Annotated in this window: 21 protein-coding genes; 14 read left to right on the top strand and 7 right to left on the bottom strand. The window is 68.3% G+C overall.

Features of this window, described 5'->3' with window-relative positions; translation table 11 throughout:
- Positions 1-4: 4 nt before the first annotated feature.
- Together MMG85_RS10230 and MMG85_RS10225 are read right to left on the bottom strand one after the other, a co-directional pair.
- Positions 5-685 carry a DUF1080 domain-containing protein gene (locus tag MMG85_RS10230; protein WP_241045953.1) on the bottom strand — a complete coding sequence of 227 codons (681 nt, stop codon included), beginning with the start codon at positions 683-685 and terminating at the stop codon, positions 5-7.
- A gap of 2 nt (positions 686-687) precedes the next feature.
- Complete coding sequence (locus MMG85_RS10225; RefSeq protein ID WP_241045952.1) at positions 688-1,857, bottom strand: class I SAM-dependent rRNA methyltransferase; 1,170 nt, start codon at positions 1,855-1,857, stop codon at positions 688-690.
- A gap of 242 nt (positions 1,858-2,099) precedes the next feature.
- Between MMG85_RS10225 and MMG85_RS10220 the strand changes: the two genes are divergently transcribed.
- Both MMG85_RS10220 and MMG85_RS10215 read left to right on the top strand, forming a co-directional pair.
- Positions 2,100-3,059: a TerC family protein gene (locus MMG85_RS10220; protein WP_241045951.1), complete on the top strand. Its 960-nt coding sequence runs from the start codon at positions 2,100-2,102 to the stop codon at positions 3,057-3,059.
- A 90-nt stretch (positions 3,060-3,149) separates the two neighbouring features.
- Positions 3,150-3,935, top strand: a complete 786-nt coding sequence (locus MMG85_RS10215) for a rhomboid family intramembrane serine protease (protein WP_241045950.1) — start codon at positions 3,150-3,152, stop codon at positions 3,933-3,935.
- 280 nt (positions 3,936-4,215) lie between these two features.
- On the opposite strand, the gene MMG85_RS10210 is transcribed toward MMG85_RS10215, so the two are convergent.
- Positions 4,216-6,510 carry a TonB-dependent receptor gene (locus MMG85_RS10210; RefSeq protein WP_241045949.1) on the bottom strand — a complete coding sequence of 765 codons (2,295 nt, stop codon included), beginning with the start codon at positions 6,508-6,510 and terminating at the stop codon, positions 4,216-4,218.
- 296 nt (positions 6,511-6,806) lie between these two features.
- On the opposite strand from MMG85_RS10210, the gene MMG85_RS10205 reads away from it, so the two are divergent.
- A complete protein-coding gene (locus MMG85_RS10205; RefSeq protein ID WP_241045948.1) occupies positions 6,807-7,844 on the top strand; it encodes a patatin-like phospholipase family protein in 1,038 nt (345 codons plus the stop codon).
- Between the two features lie 9 nt (positions 7,845-7,853).
- On the opposite strand, the gene MMG85_RS10200 is transcribed toward MMG85_RS10205, so the two are convergent.
- The 3 genes from MMG85_RS10200 to MMG85_RS10190 all read right to left on the bottom strand — a co-directional run bounded on the left by MMG85_RS10200 (position 7,854) and on the right by MMG85_RS10190 (position 9,427).
- Positions 7,854-8,465, bottom strand: coding sequence for an N-methyl-D-aspartate receptor NMDAR2C subunit (locus tag MMG85_RS10200; protein ID WP_241045947.1), 612 nt, complete (start codon positions 8,463-8,465; stop codon positions 7,854-7,856).
- Between the two features lie 119 nt (positions 8,466-8,584).
- Positions 8,585-8,887: a putative quinol monooxygenase gene (locus MMG85_RS10195; protein WP_241045946.1), complete on the bottom strand. Its 303-nt coding sequence runs from the start codon at positions 8,885-8,887 to the stop codon at positions 8,585-8,587.
- A gap of 60 nt (positions 8,888-8,947) precedes the next feature.
- Positions 8,948-9,427 carry an Lrp/AsnC family transcriptional regulator gene (locus tag MMG85_RS10190; protein WP_055938612.1) on the bottom strand — a complete coding sequence of 160 codons (480 nt, stop codon included), beginning with the start codon at positions 9,425-9,427 and terminating at the stop codon, positions 8,948-8,950.
- Positions 9,428-9,558: 131 nt separating this feature from the next.
- Between MMG85_RS10190 and phhA the strand changes: the two genes are divergently transcribed.
- The 11 genes from phhA (at position 9,559) to MMG85_RS10135 (ending at position 20,919) form a co-directional block, all read left to right on the top strand.
- The gene (gene phhA / locus MMG85_RS10185; RefSeq protein WP_241045945.1) at positions 9,559-10,443 is read left to right on the top strand and encodes a phenylalanine 4-monooxygenase; all 885 of its coding nucleotides are present in this window, start codon (positions 9,559-9,561) and stop codon (positions 10,441-10,443) included.
- A gap of 159 nt (positions 10,444-10,602) precedes the next feature.
- Positions 10,603-11,055 carry an azurin gene (azu, locus tag MMG85_RS10180; protein WP_241045944.1) on the top strand — a complete coding sequence of 151 codons (453 nt, stop codon included), beginning with the start codon at positions 10,603-10,605 and terminating at the stop codon, positions 11,053-11,055.
- 82 nt (positions 11,056-11,137) lie between these two features.
- Positions 11,138-12,724, top strand: a complete 1,587-nt coding sequence (locus MMG85_RS10175; protein WP_241045943.1) for a TIGR00341 family protein — start codon at positions 11,138-11,140, stop codon at positions 12,722-12,724.
- Between the two features lie 194 nt (positions 12,725-12,918).
- Positions 12,919-15,534 (top strand): Fe/S-dependent 2-methylisocitrate dehydratase AcnD, encoded by a 2,616-nt coding sequence (gene acnD / locus MMG85_RS10170; protein WP_241045942.1) that lies wholly within the window; start codon positions 12,919-12,921, stop codon positions 15,532-15,534.
- Positions 15,535-15,577: 43 nt separating this feature from the next.
- A complete protein-coding gene (locus MMG85_RS10165) occupies positions 15,578-16,042 on the top strand; it encodes an SRPBCC family protein (RefSeq protein WP_241045941.1) in 465 nt (154 codons plus the stop codon).
- A 535-nt stretch (positions 16,043-16,577) separates the two neighbouring features.
- On the top strand, positions 16,578-16,862 hold the full coding sequence (locus MMG85_RS10160; protein ID WP_241045940.1) for a YlcI/YnfO family protein: 285 nt from the start codon (positions 16,578-16,580) through the stop codon (positions 16,860-16,862).
- Positions 16,859-17,158, top strand: a complete 300-nt coding sequence (locus tag MMG85_RS10155; RefSeq protein WP_241045939.1) for a type II toxin-antitoxin system RelE/ParE family toxin — start codon at positions 16,859-16,861, stop codon at positions 17,156-17,158. The genes MMG85_RS10160 and MMG85_RS10155 overlap by 4 nt, the downstream gene beginning before the upstream one ends.
- A gap of 103 nt (positions 17,159-17,261) precedes the next feature.
- On the top strand, positions 17,262-17,822 hold the full coding sequence (locus MMG85_RS10150) for a hypothetical protein (RefSeq protein WP_241045938.1): 561 nt from the start codon (positions 17,262-17,264) through the stop codon (positions 17,820-17,822).
- Positions 17,823-17,911: 89 nt separating this feature from the next.
- A complete protein-coding gene (gene prpF, locus MMG85_RS10145; protein WP_241045937.1) occupies positions 17,912-19,105 on the top strand; it encodes a 2-methylaconitate cis-trans isomerase PrpF in 1,194 nt (397 codons plus the stop codon).
- A gap of 81 nt (positions 19,106-19,186) precedes the next feature.
- Complete coding sequence (locus tag MMG85_RS10140; RefSeq protein ID WP_241045936.1) at positions 19,187-20,293, top strand: histidine kinase; 1,107 nt, start codon at positions 19,187-19,189, stop codon at positions 20,291-20,293.
- Positions 20,290-20,919, top strand: coding sequence for a response regulator transcription factor (locus MMG85_RS10135; RefSeq protein WP_241045935.1), 630 nt, complete (start codon positions 20,290-20,292; stop codon positions 20,917-20,919). The genes MMG85_RS10140 and MMG85_RS10135 overlap by 4 nt, the downstream gene beginning before the upstream one ends.
- 129 nt (positions 20,920-21,048) lie before the next feature.
- Here the strand turns inward: MMG85_RS10135 and MMG85_RS10130 are convergent, their stop codons facing one another.
- Positions 21,049-22,284: a DUF4010 domain-containing protein gene (locus tag MMG85_RS10130; protein WP_241045934.1), complete on the bottom strand. Its 1,236-nt coding sequence runs from the start codon at positions 22,282-22,284 to the stop codon at positions 21,049-21,051.
- Between the last annotated feature and the right edge of the window lie 84 nt (positions 22,285-22,368).

Here is a 22,368-nt window from a genome sequence, read left to right as displayed (position 1 = left end):
GCTCCTACAGTGAAGCCGGCTTGCACTCTGGACCCAGCGCGCGAATGCGCATCTTGCGCAGGTGCACGGGGTTGCCATGGTCCTGCAAGGCGAGATGGCCGCGGCGCGCCTTGGCGAACTCCGGCTGGCCGGCGAACTTGCTCGCCGCCACGCGCCGGCGCCAATCGTCGCTGTCCAGATCGTACGCCGCGACACGCACGCCATTGAGCCAGTGCTCCACGCGCGGGCCGCAGGCGACGATGCGCGTTTCGTTGTACTCATCGATCGGACGCAATACGTCGCGCGCCGGTGCGATCAGGTCGTACACGGCACCGGCCCGATGGCTGGGGATGACGCGATCCTCGGCGTCCCGGTCGTCGAGCAGTTGGTACTCCACCGCGCGCGCCCACACCGGTGACGCATCGACGGCGCGATAGAACAGCCCGCTGTTGCCGCCCGCAGGCAGGCGCCATGCCAGTTCCAGTTCGAAGTCGTCATAGGCCGCGACGCTGATGATGTCGCCGCCCCCCGCCGCCGTCAGCGCGAGCTCGCCGTCGCTTGCCTGCCAGCGCGCATCCAGCGTGGACGCGCCGACGCTGCGCCATTGCGCGGTATCCGCGAGCGACTGCCAGGGGGCGGCCGGCGTGGAGGCACAGCCGGATGCCAGTGCGGCCAGCAGGATCGATACGATCCGCCGGCCGCGCATGCTCAGTCCACCACGCGGCAGAACACCGCCTTCAGGTAGCGCGATTCCTGCACGTGCGCCATGAAGGGATGGTCGGGACCGGCACCGGCGACCTTGAGGATCTGGATGGTGCGGCCGGAGAAGTAGGCGGCACGGCGCAGCATGTCGAGGAACTGCTCCTCGCTGACCAGGCCGGTGCACGAGAACGTCGCGAACAGCCCGCCCGGCTTCACCACGCCCAGCGCCAGCTTGTTCATGTCGAGGTATTTCTTCAGCGCGGCGATCACCTGCTCGCGGTCGCGCGTCATCTTGGCCGGGTCCAGGATCACCACGTCGTACTGCTCGCCGCGGTTCGCCGCATCGCGCAGGTACGGGAAGATGTCGGCCTGCACGAACTTGGGCCGCGCGTTGTTGAGCTTGGCGTTGCCCTTGGCGATCTGGATAACGTCCTGGTCGATGTCCACGCCGACCACCTCGGCCGCGCCGCGCGCCGCCGCATACACCGCGAAGCCGCCGGTGTTGCAGCACAGGTCGAGCACGCTCTTGCCTTCCACCTGCCGGCTGAGCCATTCGCGGTTCTCGCGCTGGTCGGCGAAGAAACCGGTCTTGTGCGCGCCGGCCGGGTCGGCGCGGAACTTCACCCCGTACTCGGTGATCACCGACGCTTCGGTGGTGGTGTTGCCGTGGAACTCGAAGCTCTCCTGCTTCTGCACGTGCTCGTCGGCGAAGCTGTGGAAGCGGCAACCGGGGAACTGCTCGCGCAGCGCCTCGTAGATCCATTCGCGATGGCGGAACATGCCGGCAGCGAAGAACTCCACCACGATCAGGTCGCCGTAGCGGTCCACGACCAGGCCGGACAGGCCGTCGCCTTCGGCATGCACCACGCGCCAGGCATCGCTGATGGCGTCCAGCTTCAGCACGTCGCGGCGCAGCGAGACGGCGGCAGCGATCTTGCGCGAGAACCAGCCGGCGTCGATCGGGATGTCCGGGTGGGTCTCCAGGATGCGCACGGCGATGCGCGAGTGGCCGTTGTAGAAGCCGCGGCCGATCCACTCGCCATCCACGCCGACCACCTCGACCACCGTGCCCGGCTTGGGCTTGGCGGCGGGCTTCTCGACCAGTTTCTGGAAGATCCACGGGTGGCTGGAACGCCAGGCGTTCTTCAGGCGTACGGTCGGGTTGGGCGTATTCATGAACGGCATTTTACCTGCCCGGTTGACCGCGCCGGGCGCCGCCCGGACAATTCGCCGCAGAAGGGGAGTAGCTCCCAACGTGCCGGCCGTCATTTCGAGCAGCGATGCTCCGGTCCCACGGCAGCCCAACGGGCTGTGAGCGAGACCTTCGCCGCGATGGCGAAGGCATACCCCGGATCCCCGTTTCCCGGTTCCGAGATGTCCGCGCCCGCGGCTGTCCTCCACTTTTTTCGGGAATCTCGATGGAAACGATAGGCAACCCCTGGTTGTGGGCCGGCTTCGGCGGCTTGGTGGTGATCGCGCTGCTGGTCGATCTGGTGCTGATGCGCCACGGCGGCGCGCACAAGGTGACGTTCAAGGAAGCGACCTGGTGGAGCCTGGGCTGGATCGCGCTGGCGATGGTCTTCAATGGCGCCCTGTGGTGGTACGTCAACGAGACGGCGGGGCTGGTCGAAGCCAACCGCGTGGGCCTGGAGTTCCTGACCGGCTATCTGGTCGAGAAGGCGCTGGCAGTCGACAACATCTTCGTGTTCCTGATGGTGATGACCTATTTCGCGGTGCCGGAGGAACAGCGCCAGCGCGTGCTGGTGATCGGCATCCTGGGTGCCATCGTCCTGCGCAGCATCCTGATCTTCGCCGGTGCCGCGCTGCTGGCGAAGTTCCACTGGCTGCTCTATGTGTTCGGCGCGTTCCTGCTGCTGACCGGCATCAAGATGTGGTTTGCCGCCGGCCAGGAACCGGACCTGGAGAAGAACCCCGCGCTGCGCTGGATGCGCAATCACCTGAAGCTCACCGACGGTTACCGCGGCGCGGCCCTGAGCGTGCGTGAGAACGGCGTGCGCTGGTACACGCCGCTGTTCGTGGTGCTGGTGCTGATCGGCGTGACCGACGTGATCTTCGCGGTGGACAGCATCCCGGCGATCTTCGCGATCACCTCGGACCCGTTCATCGTGCTGACCTCCAACGTGTTCGCGGTGCTGGGCCTGCGCGCGATGTTCTTCCTGCTGGCCGGCATGGCCGACCGCTTCCACCTGCTGCCGTACGGCCTGGCGGTGGTGCTGGGCTTCATCGGCACCAAGATGCTGCTGATCGACGTGTACAAGATCCCGGTGCCGTGGGCGCTGGGCACGGTGGCGGCGATCCTGGGCATCACCGTCGCGCTGAGCCTGGCGCGGCCGCAGAAGGCCGACCCGGCCGCCTGACGCGATGCCGGCAGACCATCCCGCCCACGGGATGGTCTGTCCATCGTGGCCCGGACTTGCATTCGCGCCGGGCGTCGCCAGAACTGGACCATGGACCTGCACCCCGACGACCCGGCGTTCGACCCGGACACCCAGCAGCGCTACGACCGCCAGCGCCTGCTGCGCGCGCTCAACCTGAGCCTGGCCTTCGTGCTGGTGCTGGCGATGGTGTATTCCGCGCAGAACAGTTTCGACGTGCGGGCGTTCACCATCGCACCGCTGTCGGTGGAGGGCCTGCTCGGCATCCTCACCGCACCGCTGCTGCACGGTTCGCTGGAACACATCGCCGCCAACGCATCGGCGCTGCTGATCCTCGGCACGCTGGCCGGCGCGGTCTATCCGCGCGCGACGCTGTGGGCGATCCCGCTGGTGTGGCTGGGGGCGGGCCTCGGCCCGTGGCTGCTGGCCGATCCGGGCACACACACGCTCGGTGCCAGCGGCCTGACCCACGGCCTGATGTTCATGATCTTCATGCTGGGCCTGCTGCGCCGCGACCGCGCGGCGATCGCGGCCGGCATGATCGCCTTCCTGTTCTACGGCGGCATGGTGCTGACCATCCTGCCGCGCGAAGCCGGCGTGTCGTGGCAGGCGCACCTGGGCGGCGCGGTGGCGGGACTGATCGCAGCGTTCCTGTTCCGTCGCCTGGACCCGGCGTTGCCGAAGAAGAAGTACAGCTGGGAGATCGAGGAAGAAGAAGCCGCCGCTCGCAGCAACGACGAACTCGAACTGCCGGCGCCGCGCGAAGTCCCGCTGCTGTGGGTGCGCCCGGAACATCCGGAAGAAGAACAGCGTGGCGTGGTGCTGCGCTTCCCTCCTCGCGAGCCACCGACATCCTGATGCCTCCTGTGGGAGCGACGTGAGTCGCGAACGAGGCATGCTGTCGATGAGGCACAGGGAAAAGGCAGGCCGTACTGGTCTGCCTTTTCTTCGTGCGAGTGAAGGATCGCGCCCTTTCGCGACTCACGTCGCTCCCACGAGGGACGGCTCGTGCACATAGCGTGCGCCATGCGCACGACTGCGGTGTTTCCCGGGGATCATGAGGTCGTGCGCATGGCGCACGCTACATACAACACGGGCGCCCTGCGGCGCCCGTGTGTCGATTGCGCTTCTGTGTGGATCAGAACTTCGCGCTGAACTCCACGCCCACCGTACGCGGCTCGTTGATGAAACCGGTCAGGTTGTTGAAGTCGATGCCGCCGACGATGCGGCGCTGGTCGGTGATGTTGCGGCCGAACAGGGCCACTTCGTAATCGCCGTAGCCCCAGCCGTAACCGACGCGCAGGCCACCTTCCAGCGACGACTTGCCGGTGAACTCGACGGAGTCGTACAGGAAGAAGTTCACTTCGCTGCGGTAGGCCCAGTCGGTGTAGACATACAGTTCGCTGCCATCGCCCAGGCCGAAGCTGTAGCGGGCGGTCAGGTTGTGCACCCACTTCGGCGCCTGCGGCAGCTGGTTGCCGTCGATCAGCGCCAGCCCGCCCACGTTGCGCGGATCGGTGACGGTGCAGGCGGCGCAGACCGCCACGGCCAGGTCGTTGTCCTGGATCTCGGTGTCGTTGTAGCTGCTGCCCAGCGTGAGCAGCAGGTTGTCGAGCACGTAGGCCTGCATATCAAGCTCGAAGCCCTTGCCCACCGACTTCTCGGCATTGAGCAGGATGTTGGCGTTGGCGGCGCCACCGACGGCCGTCAGCTGCTGGTCCTTGACGCGGTAGTAGAAGACGCCCGCGCTCATGCGCGCACGCTTGTCCCAGAAGTCGGCCTTGATGCCGGTCTCGACCGAGGTGACGGTTTCAGGACCGGCGACGGACTTGCCGTTGAACGCACCGGCGGCCTGGATGCTGCTGCCGCGGAAGCCGGTAGCCGCGCGCGCGTACAGGTTGATGTCGTCGCTGACCGCGTAGGTCGCCGACAGGTCCCAGTTGAACTTCTTGTCTTCCGGCGATGCGGAGAGATCGCCATCGGGCTCAGCCGCGATCAGGTCCTGTTGCGTGCACCGGATCGGCGGCGGAAGGAACCCGAGCGTGGGACCAATGCAGGCGGCGAAACCGGTGTTCCAGTAATCCTCGGACGTCAGCTTCTTCTCGTCGACCGTGTAGCGCAGGCCCGCGCGCAGTTCCAGCTTGTCGGTCGCCTGCCAGGTCGCCGCACCGAACACCGCCCACGCGTCGTTGGTCTGGCGGATGCGCTGGTAGCCGTCCTGCACGCTTGCGTTGGTCGAGTCGTAGCTGAAGCTTTCGACGCGGTAGTCTTCCTTGAAATAGAACACGCCCGCCTGCCAGTTCCACGGACCGGCGTATTCGGATTCGATGCGGAATTCCTGCGTCCACTGCGAGTGGTCGGGAATGCCGTCGGCGGTCTCGGAGGCGAACGGGATGACCCCTGGGCCGGCAGGCGTGCCGCCGTCGATGTCGCCGCGGTTGATCGTCTCGACGCTCTCGTAGCCGGTGATCGAGTACAGCTTGTAGTCGCCGACGTCCCAGTTGAGCCGCGCGCTGGCGCCCTGCGACTCCAGCTCGGAGTAGTTCAGGCCATCCTGCGAGACCTTGTCCTCGTCGAAGCCGGGGACGAAGTTGTTGGTGCCCGGATCGATGATGTTGGCGCGGAACAGGCGCGCGGTGCCGTTGAGCTTGCGCGCATGCGCATTGAGCAGCGCCTCGAAACCGTCGCCCTCGTACAGGAACTGCACGCGGCCGGCGGATTCGTCATACCCCTCGAAGCCATCGTTCGGGCCGGGATAGGTGTTCTCGACCCAGTCGTCGCGACGCTGGTAGAGCACCGACGCGCGGGCGGACCAGTTCGCGCTCAGCGCGCCGCCGACGGCGCCTTCCAGGTTCCACATGTTGTCGCTGCCCACGCCGACCTTGCCGTAGCCGCTGGTTTCCTGCGTCGGCTTGGCCGACTCGAACTTCACCACGCCGGCGGGCGTGTTGCGGCCGAACAGCGAGCCCTGCGGGCCGCGCAGCACTTCGACCTGCTCCAGGTCGAACAGCGGAAAGCCCTTCAGGATGGGGTTTTCCTGCACCACGTCGTCGTACACCAGCGACACCGGCTGCGAGGTGTTGAGGCGGAAGTCGGTGTTGCCGTAGCCGCGGATGTAGAAGCGCGGGAACGCGCGGCCGAACGAGGATTCGATGTTCAGGCTGGGCACGCGGCCGGACAGGAAGCGGATGTCGGTGCCGCCAGAGGCCAGCACGCCGAGCTGTTCGCCATTGATCGTGCTGATGGAGACCGGCACGTCCTGGATGTTCTCGACCTTGCGCTGCGCGGTGACCTGCACGGTGTCGAGCGTGGCGGCATCCTTCTCGGCCGTAGTGGCGGCGTCCTGGGCGAGGGCGGTGCCGAAGGGCAGCAGCGCGGCGATGGCAAAGGCGAGGCGATGCGGCCGGACGGCGGCCGGGCGGACTGGGGACATGGCGGTGGCTTTCCGGGTGGGTGGGAGTCGGGCGCCGGGCGGCGCTAGCACGCGAATGTTGCATTACAGCAACAGGGGGAGCAATGGCCGGAAGTCCCGCTTCGGACGAAGGCCGGGCAAGTCGCCCTGCAACCCCGGCTTTCCATACGGCCGCGGTCTCCCGGGTACGTTCCGCACGGGGTACGTGTCGACGGCCGGGCGGTACCCGAGCGCCTTGGGCGATGGCCACGGTTGGCGCTGGTTGCGACCGCGCACGGTATGCTCCGCCGCTCGTTGCCCTCCCCTGCCTCGCCCCCATGCGCCTGATCCGTCGTTCGCGTCCCTTCCTGTTCGCCTGCTGTGCCGTACTGCTGGCCGCGTGTGGCGGCGACAACGTCAGGCCCGCGCCGCCGCCGGTCCCGGTCGCGACGGTGCCGCCCGCGCCCAAGCTGAAAGTCGGCATTGCACTGGGTGGCGGTGCGGCGAAGGGCTTCGCGCATATCGGCGTGATCAAGATGCTGGAAGCCAACGGCATCGAACCGGTCGTCGTCTCCGGCACCAGCGCCGGCAGCGTGGTCGGCGCGCTGTACGCCAGCGGCATGGACCCGTTCCAGATGCAGAAGACCGCCTTCGCGCTGGACGAGGCGAAGATCCGCGACGTGCGGCTGTTCTCCGGCGGCCTGGTGCAGGGCCAGAAGCTGCAGGACTACGTCAACGACCTGGTCGGCAAGCGCACCATCCAGCAGTTGAAGAAGCCGTTCGCCGCCGTGTCCACACAACTGGAGAACGGCGAGCGTACGGTGTTCGTGCGCGGCAACACCGGCCAGGCGGTGCGCGCGTCGAGCAGCATCCCGGGCGTGTTCGAGCCCGTCGTCATCGGCAAGGCCAGCTACGTGGACGGCGGCGTGGTCAGCCCGGTACCGGTGGATGCGGCGCGCCAGCTGGGCGCGGATTTCGTCATCGCGGTGGACATCTCCACCAAGGCGCCCGGCACCAAGCCCGGCAGCATGCTGGGCATCGTCAACCAGTCCATCGGCATCATGGGCCAGCGCCTGGGTGAACAGGAGCTGGCGCGCGCCGACATCGTCATCCGCCCGAAGGTCAACGACATCGGGCCGGCCGACTTCGAGCAGAAGAACAACGCCATCCTCGAAGGCGAGCGCGCCGCGCTGGCGGCGATGCCGCAGATCAAGGCGAAGATGGCCGAGCTGCAACGCACCCGCACCGCCGCGCATGCGGCGAAGCACGCACCGCCGAAGCCGGACCCGCGCTGCCTGGAAGAACCCTCGCGGCTGGGCCGCCTGTTCGGCCGCGACGTGACGTGCGACGCCGCCGGGCAACCGGTCAAGCAATAAGCCAGCGCGTCAGCCGGTCACGCGGCGCAGGTTGTCGCGCGCCCGCGCCTCGAGCGCGTCATGGAAATATGGCGTGCTGTAGATCGCGGGACGGTCGAGGAAGCCCTTCAGGATTTCGCGCCGCTTGCGCCGGAACAGGAAGCCGGGGACGTAGGCGTATTCCCTGCGGATCTGCTGCTCGTATTCGTCGAAGCGCGTGCGTTCCGCGCCAAGGATCGACAGGTCGATGTCGACCAGCAGTCGTTCGTCATGGCCTGAGGGAACGGCGGTATGCCGCGTCGCCATGACCAGGTCGTGCACGCGCTGCGCCGCTGCGCCTGCCACGCCGGCATCGCGCAACGCCTCGCGCGCCCAGTCGGCACTGCGCTGCTCGTTGTCGTGGCCCTTGATGTCGTAGATCGCGTCGTGGAACCACAGCGCCAGTTCCACCTCGTCCGGGTGCGCTGCCAGCGTGCGTGCCGCGTCGAACGCGGACAGGCATTCGCCGAGGTGCTGCAGCGTGTGGTAGTGGCGCTGCGGTTCGGCGTAGGCCGCCTTCAGCTGCGCGAACAGCGCGCTGCCGTCGCCGGCTGCGCCGATGCCGGTCCATGCGCGTTGCCAGGAGCGGGAGAAAAGATCCATGCGGCAGTCTAGGCCGAGCGAAGCGCAAATGGCGTTGGTGGGAGCGACGTCAGTCGCGAAAACAGATCCGCGATGGTTCATCGCGACTTACGTCGCTCCCACAACGACGCTGCGTTCTCTCAGTGCGGAGACGGCAACCCCTGCCCGCCCACTGGCACGGTCTCGACATGGCTGTCGAAGCCGGCGATCAGCGGCCGTGCCTTCGCGATGGCCTGCTGCACGGCGGGCAGCGACAGTGAGGCCTTGTGGCTGGCCGCATCGGTCCAGACTTCGGTGATCCAGATCGCGTCGGCGTCGGCGGGGTCCTGCGCGATGACATAGCTCAGGCAACCGGGCATGGCGTCGGTGCCGTCCAGCAGGATCGCGAGCAGGGTGTCGCGCTGGCCGGGCGTGGCGCGCATCTTGCCGATCAGTCCGTACATGGGGGATCTCCGAAAGGGGGGACGCGTTGTAGCACGCGATGCGGACAGCCGATGTCCGCGTCAGGCCTTCGGCAGCGGCAGGCCGGCGTCGGTCTTGACCGCGCGCAGCACGAAGCTGGAATTCACGTCGGCCACGCCGCTGGCGTTGAGCAGGTTGTCCAGCAGGAAGCGCGAGAAGTGCTCTAGGTCCTGCACCACCACGTGCAGCAGGTAGTCCATGTCGCCGGTCAGGGCGTAGCAGGCCACCACTTCGTCCCAGGCCCGCACGCTGTCGCCGAAGTGCTGGACGCTGGCCGGGTCGTGCTTTTCCAGCTGCACGCGGACGAAGGCCTGCAGGCCCATGCCGATGGCCTGGGGGTCGACGCGGGCCGCATAGCCGGCGATCACGCCCGTCGCCTCCAGCCGCTGGATGCGGCGCAGGCAGGCCGACGGCGACAGGTTCACCTGGGCGGCGATGTCGGCGTTGGTGGCGCGGCCGTCGCGCTGCAGCAGGGCCAGCAGGCGCAGGTCGGTACGGTCGAGGGCGGTCGATTCGGCCATTTGCTGCGCAGGATAACCTGTTCATGCACGATCATTGCGCCACCAGCCGGAACAGGCGCAATTTTGCAAGCCTGTTGCGCGGCGGTGGCGCTAGCATCGTGGCTTCACCAGTCCGTCCCGGGGGAACCGCCATGAACGAGCCGCGCCGCGTCGAGCACCAGCAGACCGACAAGGGCTACGTGCCGGTCTACACCACCGCCATCGTCGACCAGCCGGCGGACTACCCGGCCGACGACCACGCCACCTGGGGGGCGCTGTACGCGCGCCAGCGCGCCCTGCTGGTCGGCCGCGCCTGTGACGAGTTCCTGCAGGCGCAGGACGCCATGGGCATGACCCCGGACCGCATCCCGCGCTTCGATGCGCTGAACGAGGTGCTGCGCGCCACCACCGGCTGGACGCTGGTCGGCGTGGAAGGCCTGCTGCCAGAGCTGGAGTTCTTCGATCACCTGGCCAACCGCCGCTTCCCGGTGACCTGGTGGATCCGCCGCCCCGACCAGATCGACTACATCGCCGAACCGGACCTGTTCCACGACCTGTTCGGCCACGTGCCGCTGCTGATGAATCCGGTGTTCGCCGAGTACATGGAGGCGTACGGCAAGGGCGGCGTGAAGGCGCACGGCATCGGCCCCGAGGCGTTGCAGCACCTGACCCGCCTGTACTGGTACACGGTGGAGTTCGGCCTGATCGACACGCCCGACGGCCTGCGCATCTACGGCGCCGGCATCGTGTCGTCCAAGGGCGAGTCGCTGTACTCGCTGGATTCGGACGCGCCCAACCGCATCGGCTTCGACCTGGAGCGGATCATGCGCACGCGCTACCGCATCGACACGTTCCAGAAGACCTACTTCGTCATCGACAGCTTCGAGCAGCTGATGAACGCCACGGCGCCGGACTTCACGCCGATCTATGCGGGACTGGAAAGCCAGGACGCGATTCCCGCCGGCAACGTGCTCGAGGGCGACACGGTCTACACCCGCGGCACCGGCGAAGGCTGGGCCGAGGGCGGCGATGTCTGACGGGTGTGCGATCGTGGAGCGGAGCTTGCTCCGCTGCGTCTGCCCGCTGCGTCGAGCGTGATCGATTCCGGGAAGCATTCACCCTCACGGCCCGGGACGGAAGAGCAGCCGAGCAAGCTCGGCTCTACAATCCGCCGTCCCTCCTTCGCACGTACTGCCATGCCCCGAGCGCTTTCGCTTTTCGCCCTGCTGGCGTTCTCGTCCGTGACCGCGCCGGCTCTCGCCCGCAACTGCGTGGTGACGATCGAGGCGACGGACATGATGACCTTCGACCTGAAGACGATCCGCGTGCCCGGCGACTGTGCGCAGCTGCGGGTGGTGCTGAAGCACACGGGTCGCATGCCGGCGCAGGCGATGGGGCACAACTGGGTGCTGACCGAGACGCGCCACCACCGCGAGGTCGGGTTGGCCGGCGGGCGCATGACGCTGGCCGACGCCTACGTGCCGCGCAATGACGCGCGGGTGCTCGCGCATACGCCGGTGATCGGCGGCGGGCAGACGACCGAGGTGGTGTTGCCGACGTCGCGCCTGCGCAAGGGCGGCGACTACACCTTCTTCTGCTCGTTCCCCGGCCACTGGAACATGATGAAGGGCCGCCTCGTCTTCGAGTGAGCCGAGCGACCCGCTCGCCGCGACCTTCGCGGCGGGCCGCCGTTGGTATGATGCGCGCCGGTTCTGTGACGGAGTTCTCGCGATGGCCTCTGCCGAAGCACTGTGGCGCTGGCTGCGCCAATGGCGGCGCGAGCACCTGCAGGTCGACCGGGTCGCGGTGCTCCGCAACGTCGACGAAGGCGGGCAACTCGGCCCGCGCTACGCCTTCATGACCGTCATGGCCTGCGGCATCGCCACGCTGGGCCTGTTGCAGAACTCGGTGGCCGTCATCATCGGCGCGATGCTGATCTCCCCGCTGATGGGGCCGATCGTCGAACTGGGCATGTCGCTGGCCACGTTCGACTTCCGCAGCCTGCGCGAATCGCTGAAGACGCTGGCGGTGGGAACCGCGGTGGCCCTGGCGACCGCGACCGCGATCGTCCTGGTCTCGCCGCTGCAGGAAGCGACGCCGGAAATCCTGGCCCGTACCGAACCCACCCTGTTCGACCTGCTGGTCGCGGTGTTTTCCGGCCTGGCCGGCGCGTACGCCACCATCACCCGCAAGGGCGAGACCATCGTCGGCGTGGCCATCGCGACCGCGCTGATGCCGCCGCTGGCCGTGGTCGGCTTCGGCATCGCCACCCTCAACGCCAGCATCGCCGGCGGCGCACTGTTCCTGTTCATGACCAACCTGCTGGCGATCGCGCTGTCGGTCACCATCATGGCCCGCTGGTACCGGTTCGGCGGCGACGATTCGCCCAAGCAGACCGCGTGGCAGGCCACGATGATCGTGGGCACGTTCGTGCTGCTGTCGGTGCCGCTGGGACTGGCGCTGCGCGACATCGCGGCGCGCGGCGTGGCCGAGCGCACCATCCGCAACGTCATGGACGAAGCGGCGCGCAGCAACGGTGGCCAGGTCACCACCCTGCGCGTGGACCGCAACAACGAGACGCTGCGGGTCGATGCGGTAATGCTGGTGCCCCGGCACCGGCCGCAGCTGGACCGCGAATTGGAGCGCAAGCTCGAAGGCGTGCTCGGCCGGCCGGTGGAGGTGTCGCTGCGCGAATTGCTGACCGCCGACGAGAAGGCGCTGGCAAGCGAACAGGCCTCGCTCGCCCAGCTCCGCGAAAGCGTGCTGCGCCTGCAGAGCGTGGCCGAACGCGACGCGGCCCAGCGCAGCGCCGGCACGCGTGCGAGCGAAGCCATGCATCAGCGCGTGCTCGCGCATTTCGGACAGCTTGAGATCCTCGAAGGCGGGCAACGGGCGCGCTGGCAGCTCAACGGGACGGCCGGCCTCGACATCGTCGAGGCGCGCCGCCTGGAACAGGCGCTGGCGACCGATGACACCGGCGCCCTGCAGGTGCAGGTGGTGCCGGCGCTGCAGGCATTGCCGCCGGTGGCCTTCGGCGACGACCAGTCGGATCTGGATGCGGCGGGCACTGCGCAGGTGGACGCCATCGCGTGGGCACTCCAGCGCTGGGGCGTGAACCAGGTGTCCGTCGACGGATACGCCGGCAACGACGCGGCGCTTGCGCTCGCACGCGCCGAAAGCGTCGTCGCCATGCTCGACAGGCAGGGCATTCGTGGCGCCACGGCGCGGGCCGTGCCGGGCGCCGATGCGCGAAGCGTCGCCGCGGCCGAGGGCTCGACGGTACTGCGCGAAGCCCGCATCCGGCTCGCGTCGCCGTAGCCGCGCACCGCACCGCACCCGCCACGTGTGTCATCGCGTGGCGTGGCGTGCATGTTGACGGAAACCGTCAACGGATCGGGAGAATGCGCGGCGATGTCCGGCAAGCGGACAGGTTTGCGGCGACGCGGCGCGCATAATGGCCTCCATAGCGCGCGCATCGCGCCGCGCGACCTGTTCACAGCCGACGGCACGCCATGAATACCGACTACCGCACCTCGCTCCCGGGCACCACGCTCGACTACTACGACGCGCGCGCCGCCGTCGATGCCCTGCAGGCCGGCGCCTGGGCCACGCTGTCGTACACGGCACGCGTGCATGCCGAGAACATCGTCCGCCGCGCCGATCCCGCGCGCCGCGACGACTACCTGCGCCAGCTCATCGAGCGCCGGCGCGACCTGGATTTCCCGTGGTTTCCGGTGCGCGTGGTCTGCCACGACATCCTCGGCCAGACCGCGCTGGTCGACCTGGCCGGCCTGCGCGACGCCATCGCCGACATGGGCGGCGATCCGGCGCAGGTGAACCCGGTGGTGCCGGTGCAGCTGATCGTCGACCACTCGCTGGCGGTGGAGTGCGGCGGCTACGACCCGGACGCGTTCGCCAAGAACCGCGCGATCGAGGACCGCCGCAACGAGGACCGCTTCCACTTCATCGACTGGACCAAGCAGGCGTTCAAGAACGTCGACGTGATTCCGCCGGGCAACGGGATCATGCACCAGATCAATCTGGAGAAGATGTCGCCGGTCGTGTACGTGCAGGACGGCGTGGCCTTCCCGGACACCTGCGTCGGCACCGACAGCCACACGCCGCATGTCGACGCGCTGGGCGTGATCGCCGTGGGCGTGGGCGGGCTGGAAGCGGAAAACGTCATGCTCGGCCGCGCGTCGTGGATGCGCGCGCCGGACATCGTGGGCGTCGAGCTGGGTGGCCGACCGCAGCCCGGCATCACCGCGACCGACGTGGTGCTGGCGCTGACCGAATTCCTGCGCCAGTCGAAGGTCGTCGGTGCCTATCTCGAGTTCCGCGGCGAAGGTGCGGCGGCGTTGACCATCGGCGACCGCGCGACCATCTCGAACATGGCGCCGGAGTACGGCGCGACCGCGGCGATGTTCTTCATCGACGACAACACGCTGGACTACCTGCGCCTGACCGGCCGCAGCGACGAGCAGGTCGCGCTGGTCGAAACCTATGCGAAGGCCGCCGGCCTGTGGGCTGACGACCTGGCGACCGCGCAGTACGAACGCACGCTGCACTTCGATCTGTCCACCGTCGTGCGCAACATGGCCGGCCCGTCCAACCCGCACAAGCGCCTGCCGACCAGCGCGCTGGCCGAGCGCGGCATCGCCGACGAGGCCAAGCTGGCCTCGGGCCGGGCCGAGGAAGCGCAGGGCCTGATGCCGGACGGCGCGGTGATCATCGCCGCGATCACCTCGTGCACGAATACCTCCAATCCGCGCAACGTCATCGCCGCCGCGCTGCTGGCGCGCAATGCCAACGCGAAGGGCCTGGTGCGCAAGCCGTGGGTGAAGAGCTCGCTCGCACCGGGCTCCAAGGCCGTGCAGCTTTACCTCGAAGCGTCGGGCCTGCTGCCCGAGCTGGAGAAGCTGGGCTTCGGCATCGTCGCGTTCGCGTGCACCACCTGCAACGGCATGAGCGGCGCGCTGGACCCGAAGATCCAGCAGGAGATCATCGACCGCGACCTGTACGCGACCGCCGTGCTGTCGGGCAACCGCAACTTCGACGGCCGCATCCACCCGTATGCGAAGCAGGCGTTCCTGGCGTCGCCGCCGCTGGTGATCGCCTACGCCATCGCCGGCACCGTACGCTTCGATATCGAGAAGGACGCGCTGGGCATCGATGCCGACGGCAATCCGGTCACGCTGAAGGACCTGTGGCCGAGCGACGAGGAGATCGACGCCGTGGTCAAGGCCAGCGTCAAGCCGGAGCAGTACCGGTCCGTCTACAACCCCATGTTCAACGTCCGCGTCGAACATGGCGGCAAGGTCGAGCCGCTGTACGCGTGGCGTCCGCAGAGCACCTACATCCGCCGTCCGCCGTACTGGGAAGGCGCGCTGGCCGGCGAACGCACGCTGCGCGGCATGCGCCCGCTGGCGGTGCTGGGCGACAACATCACCACCGACCACCTGTCGCCGTCCAACGCGATCCTCGCGACGAGCGCGGCCGGCGAGTACCTGGCGAAGATGGGCCTGCCGGAAGAGGACTTCAATTCCTACGCCACCCATCGCGGCGACCACCTCACCGCGCAGCGCGCGACCTTCGCCAATCCGCAGCTGGTCAACGAGATGGCGGTGATCGATGGTCAAGTGAAGAAGGGCTCGCTGGCGCGCATCGAACCGGACGGGCAGGTGGTGCGCATGTGGGAAGCCATCGAGACCTACATGGCGCGCAAGCAGCCGCTGGTCATCATCGCCGGCGCCGACTACGGCCAGGGCAGTTCGCGCGACTGGGCCGCCAAGGGCGTGCGGCTGGCCGGCGTGGAAGCGATCGTCGCCGAGGGCTTCGAGCGCATCCACCGCACCAACCTGATCGGCATGGGCGTGCTGCCGCTGGAGTTCAGGCCGGGCGACACCCGAATGACCTGGGGCATCGACGGCAGCGAGACGTTCGACGTCATCGGCGAGCGCAGGCCGCGCGCCGAGCTGACCCTGGTGATCCACCGGGCGAATGGCGAAACGGTGCAGGTGCCGGTGATCTGCCGACTGGACTCGGACGAGGAGGTGTCGATCTACGAAGCCGGCGGCGTGCTGCAGCGGTTCGCGCAGGATTTCCTGGACGCGTCGAAAGCGGCCTGAGCCGTTCGTCGCATCGGCACACCCACCGCACAGGAAACCGATCATGTCAGACACCCCCACCCCCGGCACCGTCCGCCTGCACCGCGTGCTGCGCGCACCGCCGGAGCGCGTCTACCGCGCCTTCCTCGATCCGGACGCGATGGTGAAGTGGCTGCCGCCGCACGGCTTCACCGGCAAGGTCCATGCGATGGACGCGCGCGTGGGCGGCGGCTACACCATGTCGTTCACCAACTTCGGCACGGGTACCCGCCATTCCTTCGGGGGCACCTACGTGGAACTGGTGGAGAACGAGCTGCTCCGCTACACCGACCAGTTCGACAACCCCGGCCTGCCGGGCCAGATGCAGGTGACGGTGTCGCTGAAGAAGAGCATCGCCGGCACCGAACTCAACGTCGTGCAGGAAGGCATCCCCGCCGCCATCCCGGTCGACTTCTGCTACCAGGGCTGGCAGGAATCGCTGGAACTGCTGGCGAAGCTGGTGGAGCCGGAGATTCCGGACGGGGCGTGAGCGGGCGGGAGGCGCTGGTGTGCGCCCGCCGAGGCGTTGGACCTGGACCCGCTTTGCAGCCCGCCTCTTGCGGCGCGGGTCGTGCAGCCCCGTCGGTTACGATGCCGGCAGGAGTGCCAGGCCCGAGCGCTGGACAACACCAATGCCAACCGGGCCGCCCGCTAAGGTGGCGACGGCAAGTTGATGCGCGTGCACAAGCGCCTGGTGGAATCACGCCGCCCGGGTGCCAGCCAGACCCGGCGGCATGCGACGCCGATCAGCATCAAGCACGCCGTGGATGAGGCCGTGCTGGGCAACCGGGCCTTGCTGGGCAACCCGGCGTTCTTCGAGCGCAGCGCCACGCCCATCGTGTTGCGCAGTTTCCGCAACAGCCCGCCCGGACCGGATGCCGGGACCCGTCGCCTGATCCAGCAGTTGCTGAATAATCCCGGGGCCGGTTGCCGCTGCAGTGAGCCTCAGCGGTGGGCTGGTTGTGCCCGCCGCCGCATGCTAGATTTCGCATTGCAAATGCAACGCAACGCGACAGGAGCTCGCCATGAAAACCGCCAACTTGCCATCGCTGCGCGTGGATCCCGAATTGCGCGAGGCGGCAGAGTCCGTGCTCAACAAAGGTGAAAGCCTGTCCAGTTTCATGGAGCAGTCACTGCGCGATGAAGTGAATCGTCGGCGGAATCGAGCTGAGTTTATCGCCCGTGGCCTGGCATCACGCGACGAGGCAAAGAGAACGGGCGAGTATTTCGACGCAGACGTTGTCCATGCAGAGCTGCGAGGAATGCTGGTTGACGCCAAGGCAAAAGCCAAGAACAAGGGCGCTGCTTGAGCTGGCGGGTCCGCTATACGCGGGCGGCGCGCGAGGATCTGCGAAGGTTGTACGGTTTCATGCTGGAGCGCGACACCTCCGCAGCGCAGCGCGCTCTGGTCGCCATCGACAAAGGGGTTGCCTTCCTTCGCCAGTTCCCCTTTACCTGCCGAAAGGTGGAGACCGACAACCCGTTGCTGCGCGAGATGCTGGTTCCGTTTGGTGATTCCGGCTACGTCCTGCTGTACGAAATCAGCGCAGATAGCACGTTGACCGTTATTGCCGTTCGCCACCAGCGCGAAGACGACTACCACTGAGTCCCATGAACCCAACCAGCATCCAGCAACAGACCCGCGACCTGATCGATGGCCTCGCGACTGGCTGCTCCCCCCTGCTGATGAACGGCCAGGTCCGCGTCGCATGACCGTCCTACGTTGTACGGGCAAACTGCTCAAGCGCTTGCGGCAACCCGCCAAGTTGCCGGAACCGGAAGCGCACACCAACCCGTTGGGCGAGTGGTACGCCGACATCGACTCCTGGAAGCGGCAACCGTTCGTCGTACTTCTCAACGCCGCCACCGGCGCGGTGCTGGTGCTGGCCGGCAACGCCGACAACCTGCGCCGCCTGCACGAACGCGCCCTGATGCAGTTCGCCGCCCTGTGCGGCCACCTCGGCCTGCAGGGAAACGGTGTGGATGCCGAGCTGGCGGGCTTCCACGCCGGCTTCGCGTGGGCCAATACCCGCGACCGCAGCCTGCTGGCCTCGCTCAACCAGCGCAAGTTCGGCATCTGGATGGGCTTTGAACACAACGGCTACACCTTCGCCGACTCGGCCCTGCTGGAGTGGGACGGCATGTTCAGGCACCCCGCCCTGGCCGCCGGTGAAGGACGCTACCGGAACTACCATCGCCCACTCGACTTGATCCGCCGGCACCTGCTGCCGTGGGCAGAGGTGACTCCCTTCCCTGCAGCGCAACCATGAACCATGCCGCGCGCCGCCGACGCGGCACGCGCACCCGCCCGCTCCAGAAAAGGGCGGCAGAAGAACGCCCCACCAAAAGAGTACCCACCATGTCCCACATCCCCCAGATCCGCATCCCCGCCACCTACCTGCGCGGCGGCACGTCGAAAGGCGTGTTCTTCCGCCTGCAGGACCTGCCCGAACGCGCGCAGGTGCCGGGACCGGGGCGCGATGCACTGCTGTGCCGCGTGATCGGTTCGCCCGATCCGTATGGCAAGCACACCGACGGCATGGGCGGGGCGACGTCGAGCACCAGCAAGGTGGTCATCATCTCGGCGAGTTCGATGCCCGGGCATGACGTGGATTACCTGTACGGGCAGGTGCCGATCAACGAGGCCTTCATCGACTGGAGCGGCAACTGCGGCAACCTGTCGTCGGCGGTGGGCCCGTTCGCCATCGCCAACGGCTTCATCGACGCGGCGCGCATTCCCGACAGCGGCATGGTCACCGTCCGCATCTGGCAGGCCAACATCCGCAAGACCATCGTCGCCCATGTGCCGGTGACGAACGGGGACGTGCAGGAAACCGGCGACTTCGAGCTGGATGGGGTTACCTTCCCGGCCGCGGAAGTGCAGCTGGAATTCATCGATCCGGCGGACGAGGGCGATGGCGACGGGGGTGGTGCCATGTTCCCGACCGGAAACCTCGTCGACGATCTCGACGTGCCGGGCGTGGGCGTGTTCAAGGCAACGATGATCAATGCCGGCGTGCCGGTGGTGTTCGTCGAGGCGGGGGCGCTGGGCTACGACGGCACTGAGCTGCAGGGCGCGATCAACGAGGACAAAGCGGCGCTGGAGAAGCTCGACGCGATCCGCGCGCAGGGTGCGGTCCGCATGGGCCTGGTCGCCGATGTCGCGGCCGCGGCCAAGCGTCCGCTGACGCCGAAGGTCGCCTTCGTCGCGCCGCCGAAGGACTACGTGTCGTCGAGCGGCAAGCCCGTGCACGCGGCGGACATCGACCTGCTGGCGCGTGCCATGTCGATGGGCAAGCTGCACCACGCGATGATGGGCACGGCCTCGGTGGCCATTGCGACCGCCGCCGCCGTGCCGGGCACCGTGGTCAATGCGGCGGCCGGTGGCTGCACGCGCGAGGTGCTGGTGTTCGGACATCCCTCCGGCACGCTGCGCGTCGGTGCCGACGTCAAGCAGGCGGACGGCAGCTGGGTGGTGACCAAGGCGGTGATGAGCCGCAGTGCGCGCGTGCTGATGGAAGGCAGCGTGCGCGTACCGGGCGACGCGTTCTGACGACATCCGGCTGACCTGCCGGAAGTCACCACTTGCGCTGAAGCCATTGCCTCGGCGCGGGGCAGGCGACAGCATGGGCGCATGTGGACGGCCCTGACCCGACTTCGCGAACCCATGACGCTTGCCGGCGTGTTCACGCTGGCCGCGGTGTCGCTGGGCCTGCGCTTCCTGCCGGCGGACGTACTCCCGGCCGCCGCCGCCGCATTGGCGGCTTACGCGCTGGGATTCCTCCTGTTCGCGCTGGCACCCGAAACGTGGGGACCGCAGCGACGGGTCGCACTGGTGGCCATGGCCGGCCTCGCCCTGCTGCTGGCCTGGCTGACCCCGCGTGTGGGCACCGCGCAGGTGCTGCTGGTGGTCTGGGTGGCGTGCGCGGTCAACGTGCTGTCGCCACGCTGGGTCGTGGGTGCTGCGCTGGTGTTGAACGTGGCCTTCTACCTGCTGATGGTGCACCACCGGTTCGGTGCGCCCCTGACGATGACCCTGATCAACATCGGGTTCCAGGCGCTGGCCGGACTGTGCGTGCATTACGCGCGCAGCTCGGAGGAGTCGCGTCATCAGCTGGCGCTGGTCAACGCCGACCTGCTGGCCACCCGCGCCCTGCTGGCCGACAGCGCGCGCGATGCCGAGCGCCTGCGCGTGGCGCGCGAACTGCATGACGTGGCCGGCCACAAGCTCACTGCGATGAAACTCAACCTGCGCGCGCTGGCCAGCGACCCCGTGTTCGCCGCGCGCGACGAGGTCCGCGTGGCGCAGCAACTGTCCACCGAACTGCTGGACGACATCCGCAACGTGGTGCAGGCCCTGCGCGATGCGCGCGGACTGGATCTGCAGACGGCGATCCGTGCACTGGCGGCACCGCTGCCGCGGCCGTCGCTGGCCCTCCACATCCAGGACGGCGTGAAGGTCGACGATCCTGCTGTTGCCGAATCGCTGCTGCGCATCCTGCAGGAGTGCCTGACCAACGCCGCGCGCCACGCCGGTGCGGACACCTTGACCGTGTCATTGACGAAGGAGGACGCCGGCATGCGCCTGCGCATCGAAGACGACGGACGCCTCAAGGGCGGCCTGCGCGAAGGCAACGGGCTTTCGGGCATCCGCGAGCGCGTGGCCGCCCTGGGTGGCGAGGTGCAGCTGGGCAGCAGCGCGAGCGGCGGCCTGCGCCTGGACGTGAGGCTGCCCGCATGAGCGTGCGCGTCGCCCTGGCGGACGACCAGGCGCTGGTGCGCGCCGGCCTGCGCGCCCTGCTGAAGGCGCAGCAGGTGGAGGCGGTGTTCGAGGCCGACGACGGCGCCGACCTGCTGGCGAAGCTGGCGTCGCAGCCGGTGGACGTGGTGCTGAGCGACATCCGCATGCCCGGCGTGGACGGCATCGATGCCTTGCTCCGCCTGCGCGAACGCGGCGACCGCACCCCGTTCCTGCTGCTCACCACCTTCGACGACAGTGACCTGCTGCTGCGGGCCACCGAAGCGGGTGCGCAGGGCTTCCTGCTGAAGGACGCCGCGCCGGAAGACCTGCACGACGCCATCCGCCGCGTGGCCGCCGGCGACACGCTGCTGCAGCCGGTCAGCACCGATCCGGTCCGCGCGCGCTTCCGTTTCCGCGATGAAGCGCCGCCCACCGATACCTTCAGCGAACGCGAGGTCGCCATCCTGCGCCTGCTCGCCGGCGGCTACTCGAACAAGGAGATCGCGCGCACGCTGTTCCTCGCCGAAGGCACGGTGAAGAACTACGTCTCCACCATCCTCGACAAGCTCGGCACCCGCGACCGCACCCGCGCCGTGCTGAAGGCGATCACGCTGCGGATCATCTGAGGCGCCGGCTTCGGGGTGCCTGCTGTGGGTTCTTGGTGCCTCCTGTGGGAGCGACGTGAGTCGCGATGCTTTTCCACCGGATGGCCGATCGCGACTGACGTCGCTCCCACTCCCAGCATCACCCGCACCTCAGAACACCCACACCATCGCCGCACCCGCCGCCAGCGCCGCCATCAGGCCTGCGGACACACGCATGCCGTACGCCGCGCCGCCACTGACCCAGGCGATCACCGACTTGGCGATCAGGCTGGCCGCCAGCAACGCCAGCATCCACCAGCGCGCCTCTTCCGCTGCGAGTCCGCCCCGCGCGAACTGGGTGGCCAGCGTGGCCACCGCGGCGTGCAGTTCCGCCAACGCCGACATTGCCGCTGCGGCCATCGCGCCGCGCGGCCCGATCCACGCCGCCAATGCCGCCGCCACAAAGGTCAGCGCCGCGACCAGCAGCGCGAACCCCAGCGCCTGGCCGAAACGGAACATGCGGCTTTCCGACGTCGGCGGTTTCACCGCGTCGTCTTCGCTGCGGTGCAGGCCCAGCAGGCCACCGGCCAGCAGCACCGCGCCAATCGCGCCCAGTTCCGGCAGCAGGTCGCGCACCAGCGGCGGCGACACCGTCCACAGGATCGGCACGCACAGCGTCAGCGAGGCCAGATTGGACAGCAGCGCGGCCGCCACCGCCGAGCGCAGCAGCGCCGGCGTCTCCTTCGCACGTTGACCGAAGCCGATGGTCGCCGCGGTCGACGATACATAGCCGGCGAAGAAGCCGGCCGCCGCCAGTCCCCAGCGATTGCCGACCAGCCGCAGCACGATGTGGCCCAGCGCGCTGACCGCCATCACCAGCACCACCAGCGTCCAGATGGTCGCCAGGTTGATCGCATCGAACGGACCGATCGGGCGGTCCGGCAGGATCGGCAGGATCACCAGCGCCGACGCCAGCAGCAGCAGGCCGTCGAAGACCTCACGCTCGCTGAAGGTGTCGCGGGTGAGTTCGTGCAGCGGCTGCTTGGCGTACAGCAGCACCGCCACCACCACCGCCAGCGCGGTGGCGAGCGCCGGGGTACGCATCGCCAGGGCGCCGAGCAGGAAGGTCACCACCAGTGTCACCTCGCTGGTCAGGCCGGGGTCGTCGCGGCGCGTCGCCCGGTACCCCATCGCCGCCAGCACGCCGGTCACCGCCAGCGCCACCAGCAGCACCGGCTGGCCGAGCGCGGCCGCGACGGCCGCGCCGAGCGCCACCAGCGCATGCGTGCGCAGCCCGGCAATGCCGTGCGCGCGACCGGGGCTGCGTTCGCGCACCAGTCCGATGAGCAGGCCCAGCCCGAGCGCCGAGGACAGCGCCAGCCAGGTGCCGGGAGTTGCTTCGTCCATCCTGCCTTCCTCGTCCAGGGCCGCCAGCATAGCGAGTGGTCTTGCATTGGTCTCGTCAACCCGGACAATGCGCGCCACCTTTGC

This window comes from Pseudoxanthomonas sp. LH2527 (genome assembly GCF_022539275.1).
In the GTDB taxonomy this organism is placed as follows: Bacteria; Pseudomonadota; Gammaproteobacteria; order Xanthomonadales; family Xanthomonadaceae; genus Pseudoxanthomonas_A.
Note: the sequence above shows the minus strand (reverse complement) of the source record. Positions and strands in the feature narration are given on the sequence as shown.

Bases quoted from the DNA above. Each gene is read 5' to 3' on its own strand.
- MMG85_RS10230 (WP_241045953.1), bottom strand. From the start codon at position 685: ATGCGCGGCCGGCGGATCGTATCGATCCTGCTGGCCGCACTGGCATCC.
- MMG85_RS10225 (WP_241045952.1), bottom strand. From the start codon at position 1,857: ATGAATACGCCCAACCCGACCGTACGCCTGAAGAACGCCTGGCGTTCC.
- MMG85_RS10220 (WP_241045951.1), top strand. From the start codon at position 2,100: ATGGAAACGATAGGCAACCCCTGGTTGTGGGCCGGCTTCGGCGGCTTG.
- MMG85_RS10215 (WP_241045950.1), top strand. From the start codon at position 3,150: ATGGACCTGCACCCCGACGACCCGGCGTTCGACCCGGACACCCAGCAG.
- MMG85_RS10210 (WP_241045949.1), bottom strand. From the start codon at position 6,510: ATGTCCCCAGTCCGCCCGGCCGCCGTCCGGCCGCATCGCCTCGCCTTT.
- MMG85_RS10205 (WP_241045948.1), top strand. From the start codon at position 6,807: ATGCGCCTGATCCGTCGTTCGCGTCCCTTCCTGTTCGCCTGCTGTGCC.
- MMG85_RS10200 (WP_241045947.1), bottom strand. From the start codon at position 8,465: ATGGATCTTTTCTCCCGCTCCTGGCAACGCGCATGGACCGGCATCGGC.
- MMG85_RS10195 (WP_241045946.1), bottom strand. From the start codon at position 8,887: ATGTACGGACTGATCGGCAAGATGCGCGCCACGCCCGGCCAGCGCGAC.
- MMG85_RS10190 (WP_055938612.1), bottom strand. From the start codon at position 9,427: ATGGCCGAATCGACCGCCCTCGACCGTACCGACCTGCGCCTGCTGGCC.
- phhA (WP_241045945.1), top strand. From the start codon at position 9,559: ATGAACGAGCCGCGCCGCGTCGAGCACCAGCAGACCGACAAGGGCTAC.
- azu (WP_241045944.1), top strand. From the start codon at position 10,603: ATGCCCCGAGCGCTTTCGCTTTTCGCCCTGCTGGCGTTCTCGTCCGTG.
- MMG85_RS10175 (WP_241045943.1), top strand. From the start codon at position 11,138: ATGGCCTCTGCCGAAGCACTGTGGCGCTGGCTGCGCCAATGGCGGCGC.
- acnD (WP_241045942.1), top strand. From the start codon at position 12,919: ATGAATACCGACTACCGCACCTCGCTCCCGGGCACCACGCTCGACTAC.
- MMG85_RS10165 (WP_241045941.1), top strand. From the start codon at position 15,578: ATGTCAGACACCCCCACCCCCGGCACCGTCCGCCTGCACCGCGTGCTG.
- MMG85_RS10160 (WP_241045940.1), top strand. From the start codon at position 16,578: ATGAAAACCGCCAACTTGCCATCGCTGCGCGTGGATCCCGAATTGCGC.
- MMG85_RS10150 (WP_241045938.1), top strand. From the start codon at position 17,262: ATGACCGTCCTACGTTGTACGGGCAAACTGCTCAAGCGCTTGCGGCAA.
- prpF (WP_241045937.1), top strand. From the start codon at position 17,912: ATGTCCCACATCCCCCAGATCCGCATCCCCGCCACCTACCTGCGCGGC.
- MMG85_RS10140 (WP_241045936.1), top strand. From the start codon at position 19,187: ATGTGGACGGCCCTGACCCGACTTCGCGAACCCATGACGCTTGCCGGC.
- MMG85_RS10135 (WP_241045935.1), top strand. From the start codon at position 20,290: ATGAGCGTGCGCGTCGCCCTGGCGGACGACCAGGCGCTGGTGCGCGCC.
- MMG85_RS10130 (WP_241045934.1), bottom strand. From the start codon at position 22,284: ATGGACGAAGCAACTCCCGGCACCTGGCTGGCGCTGTCCTCGGCGCTC.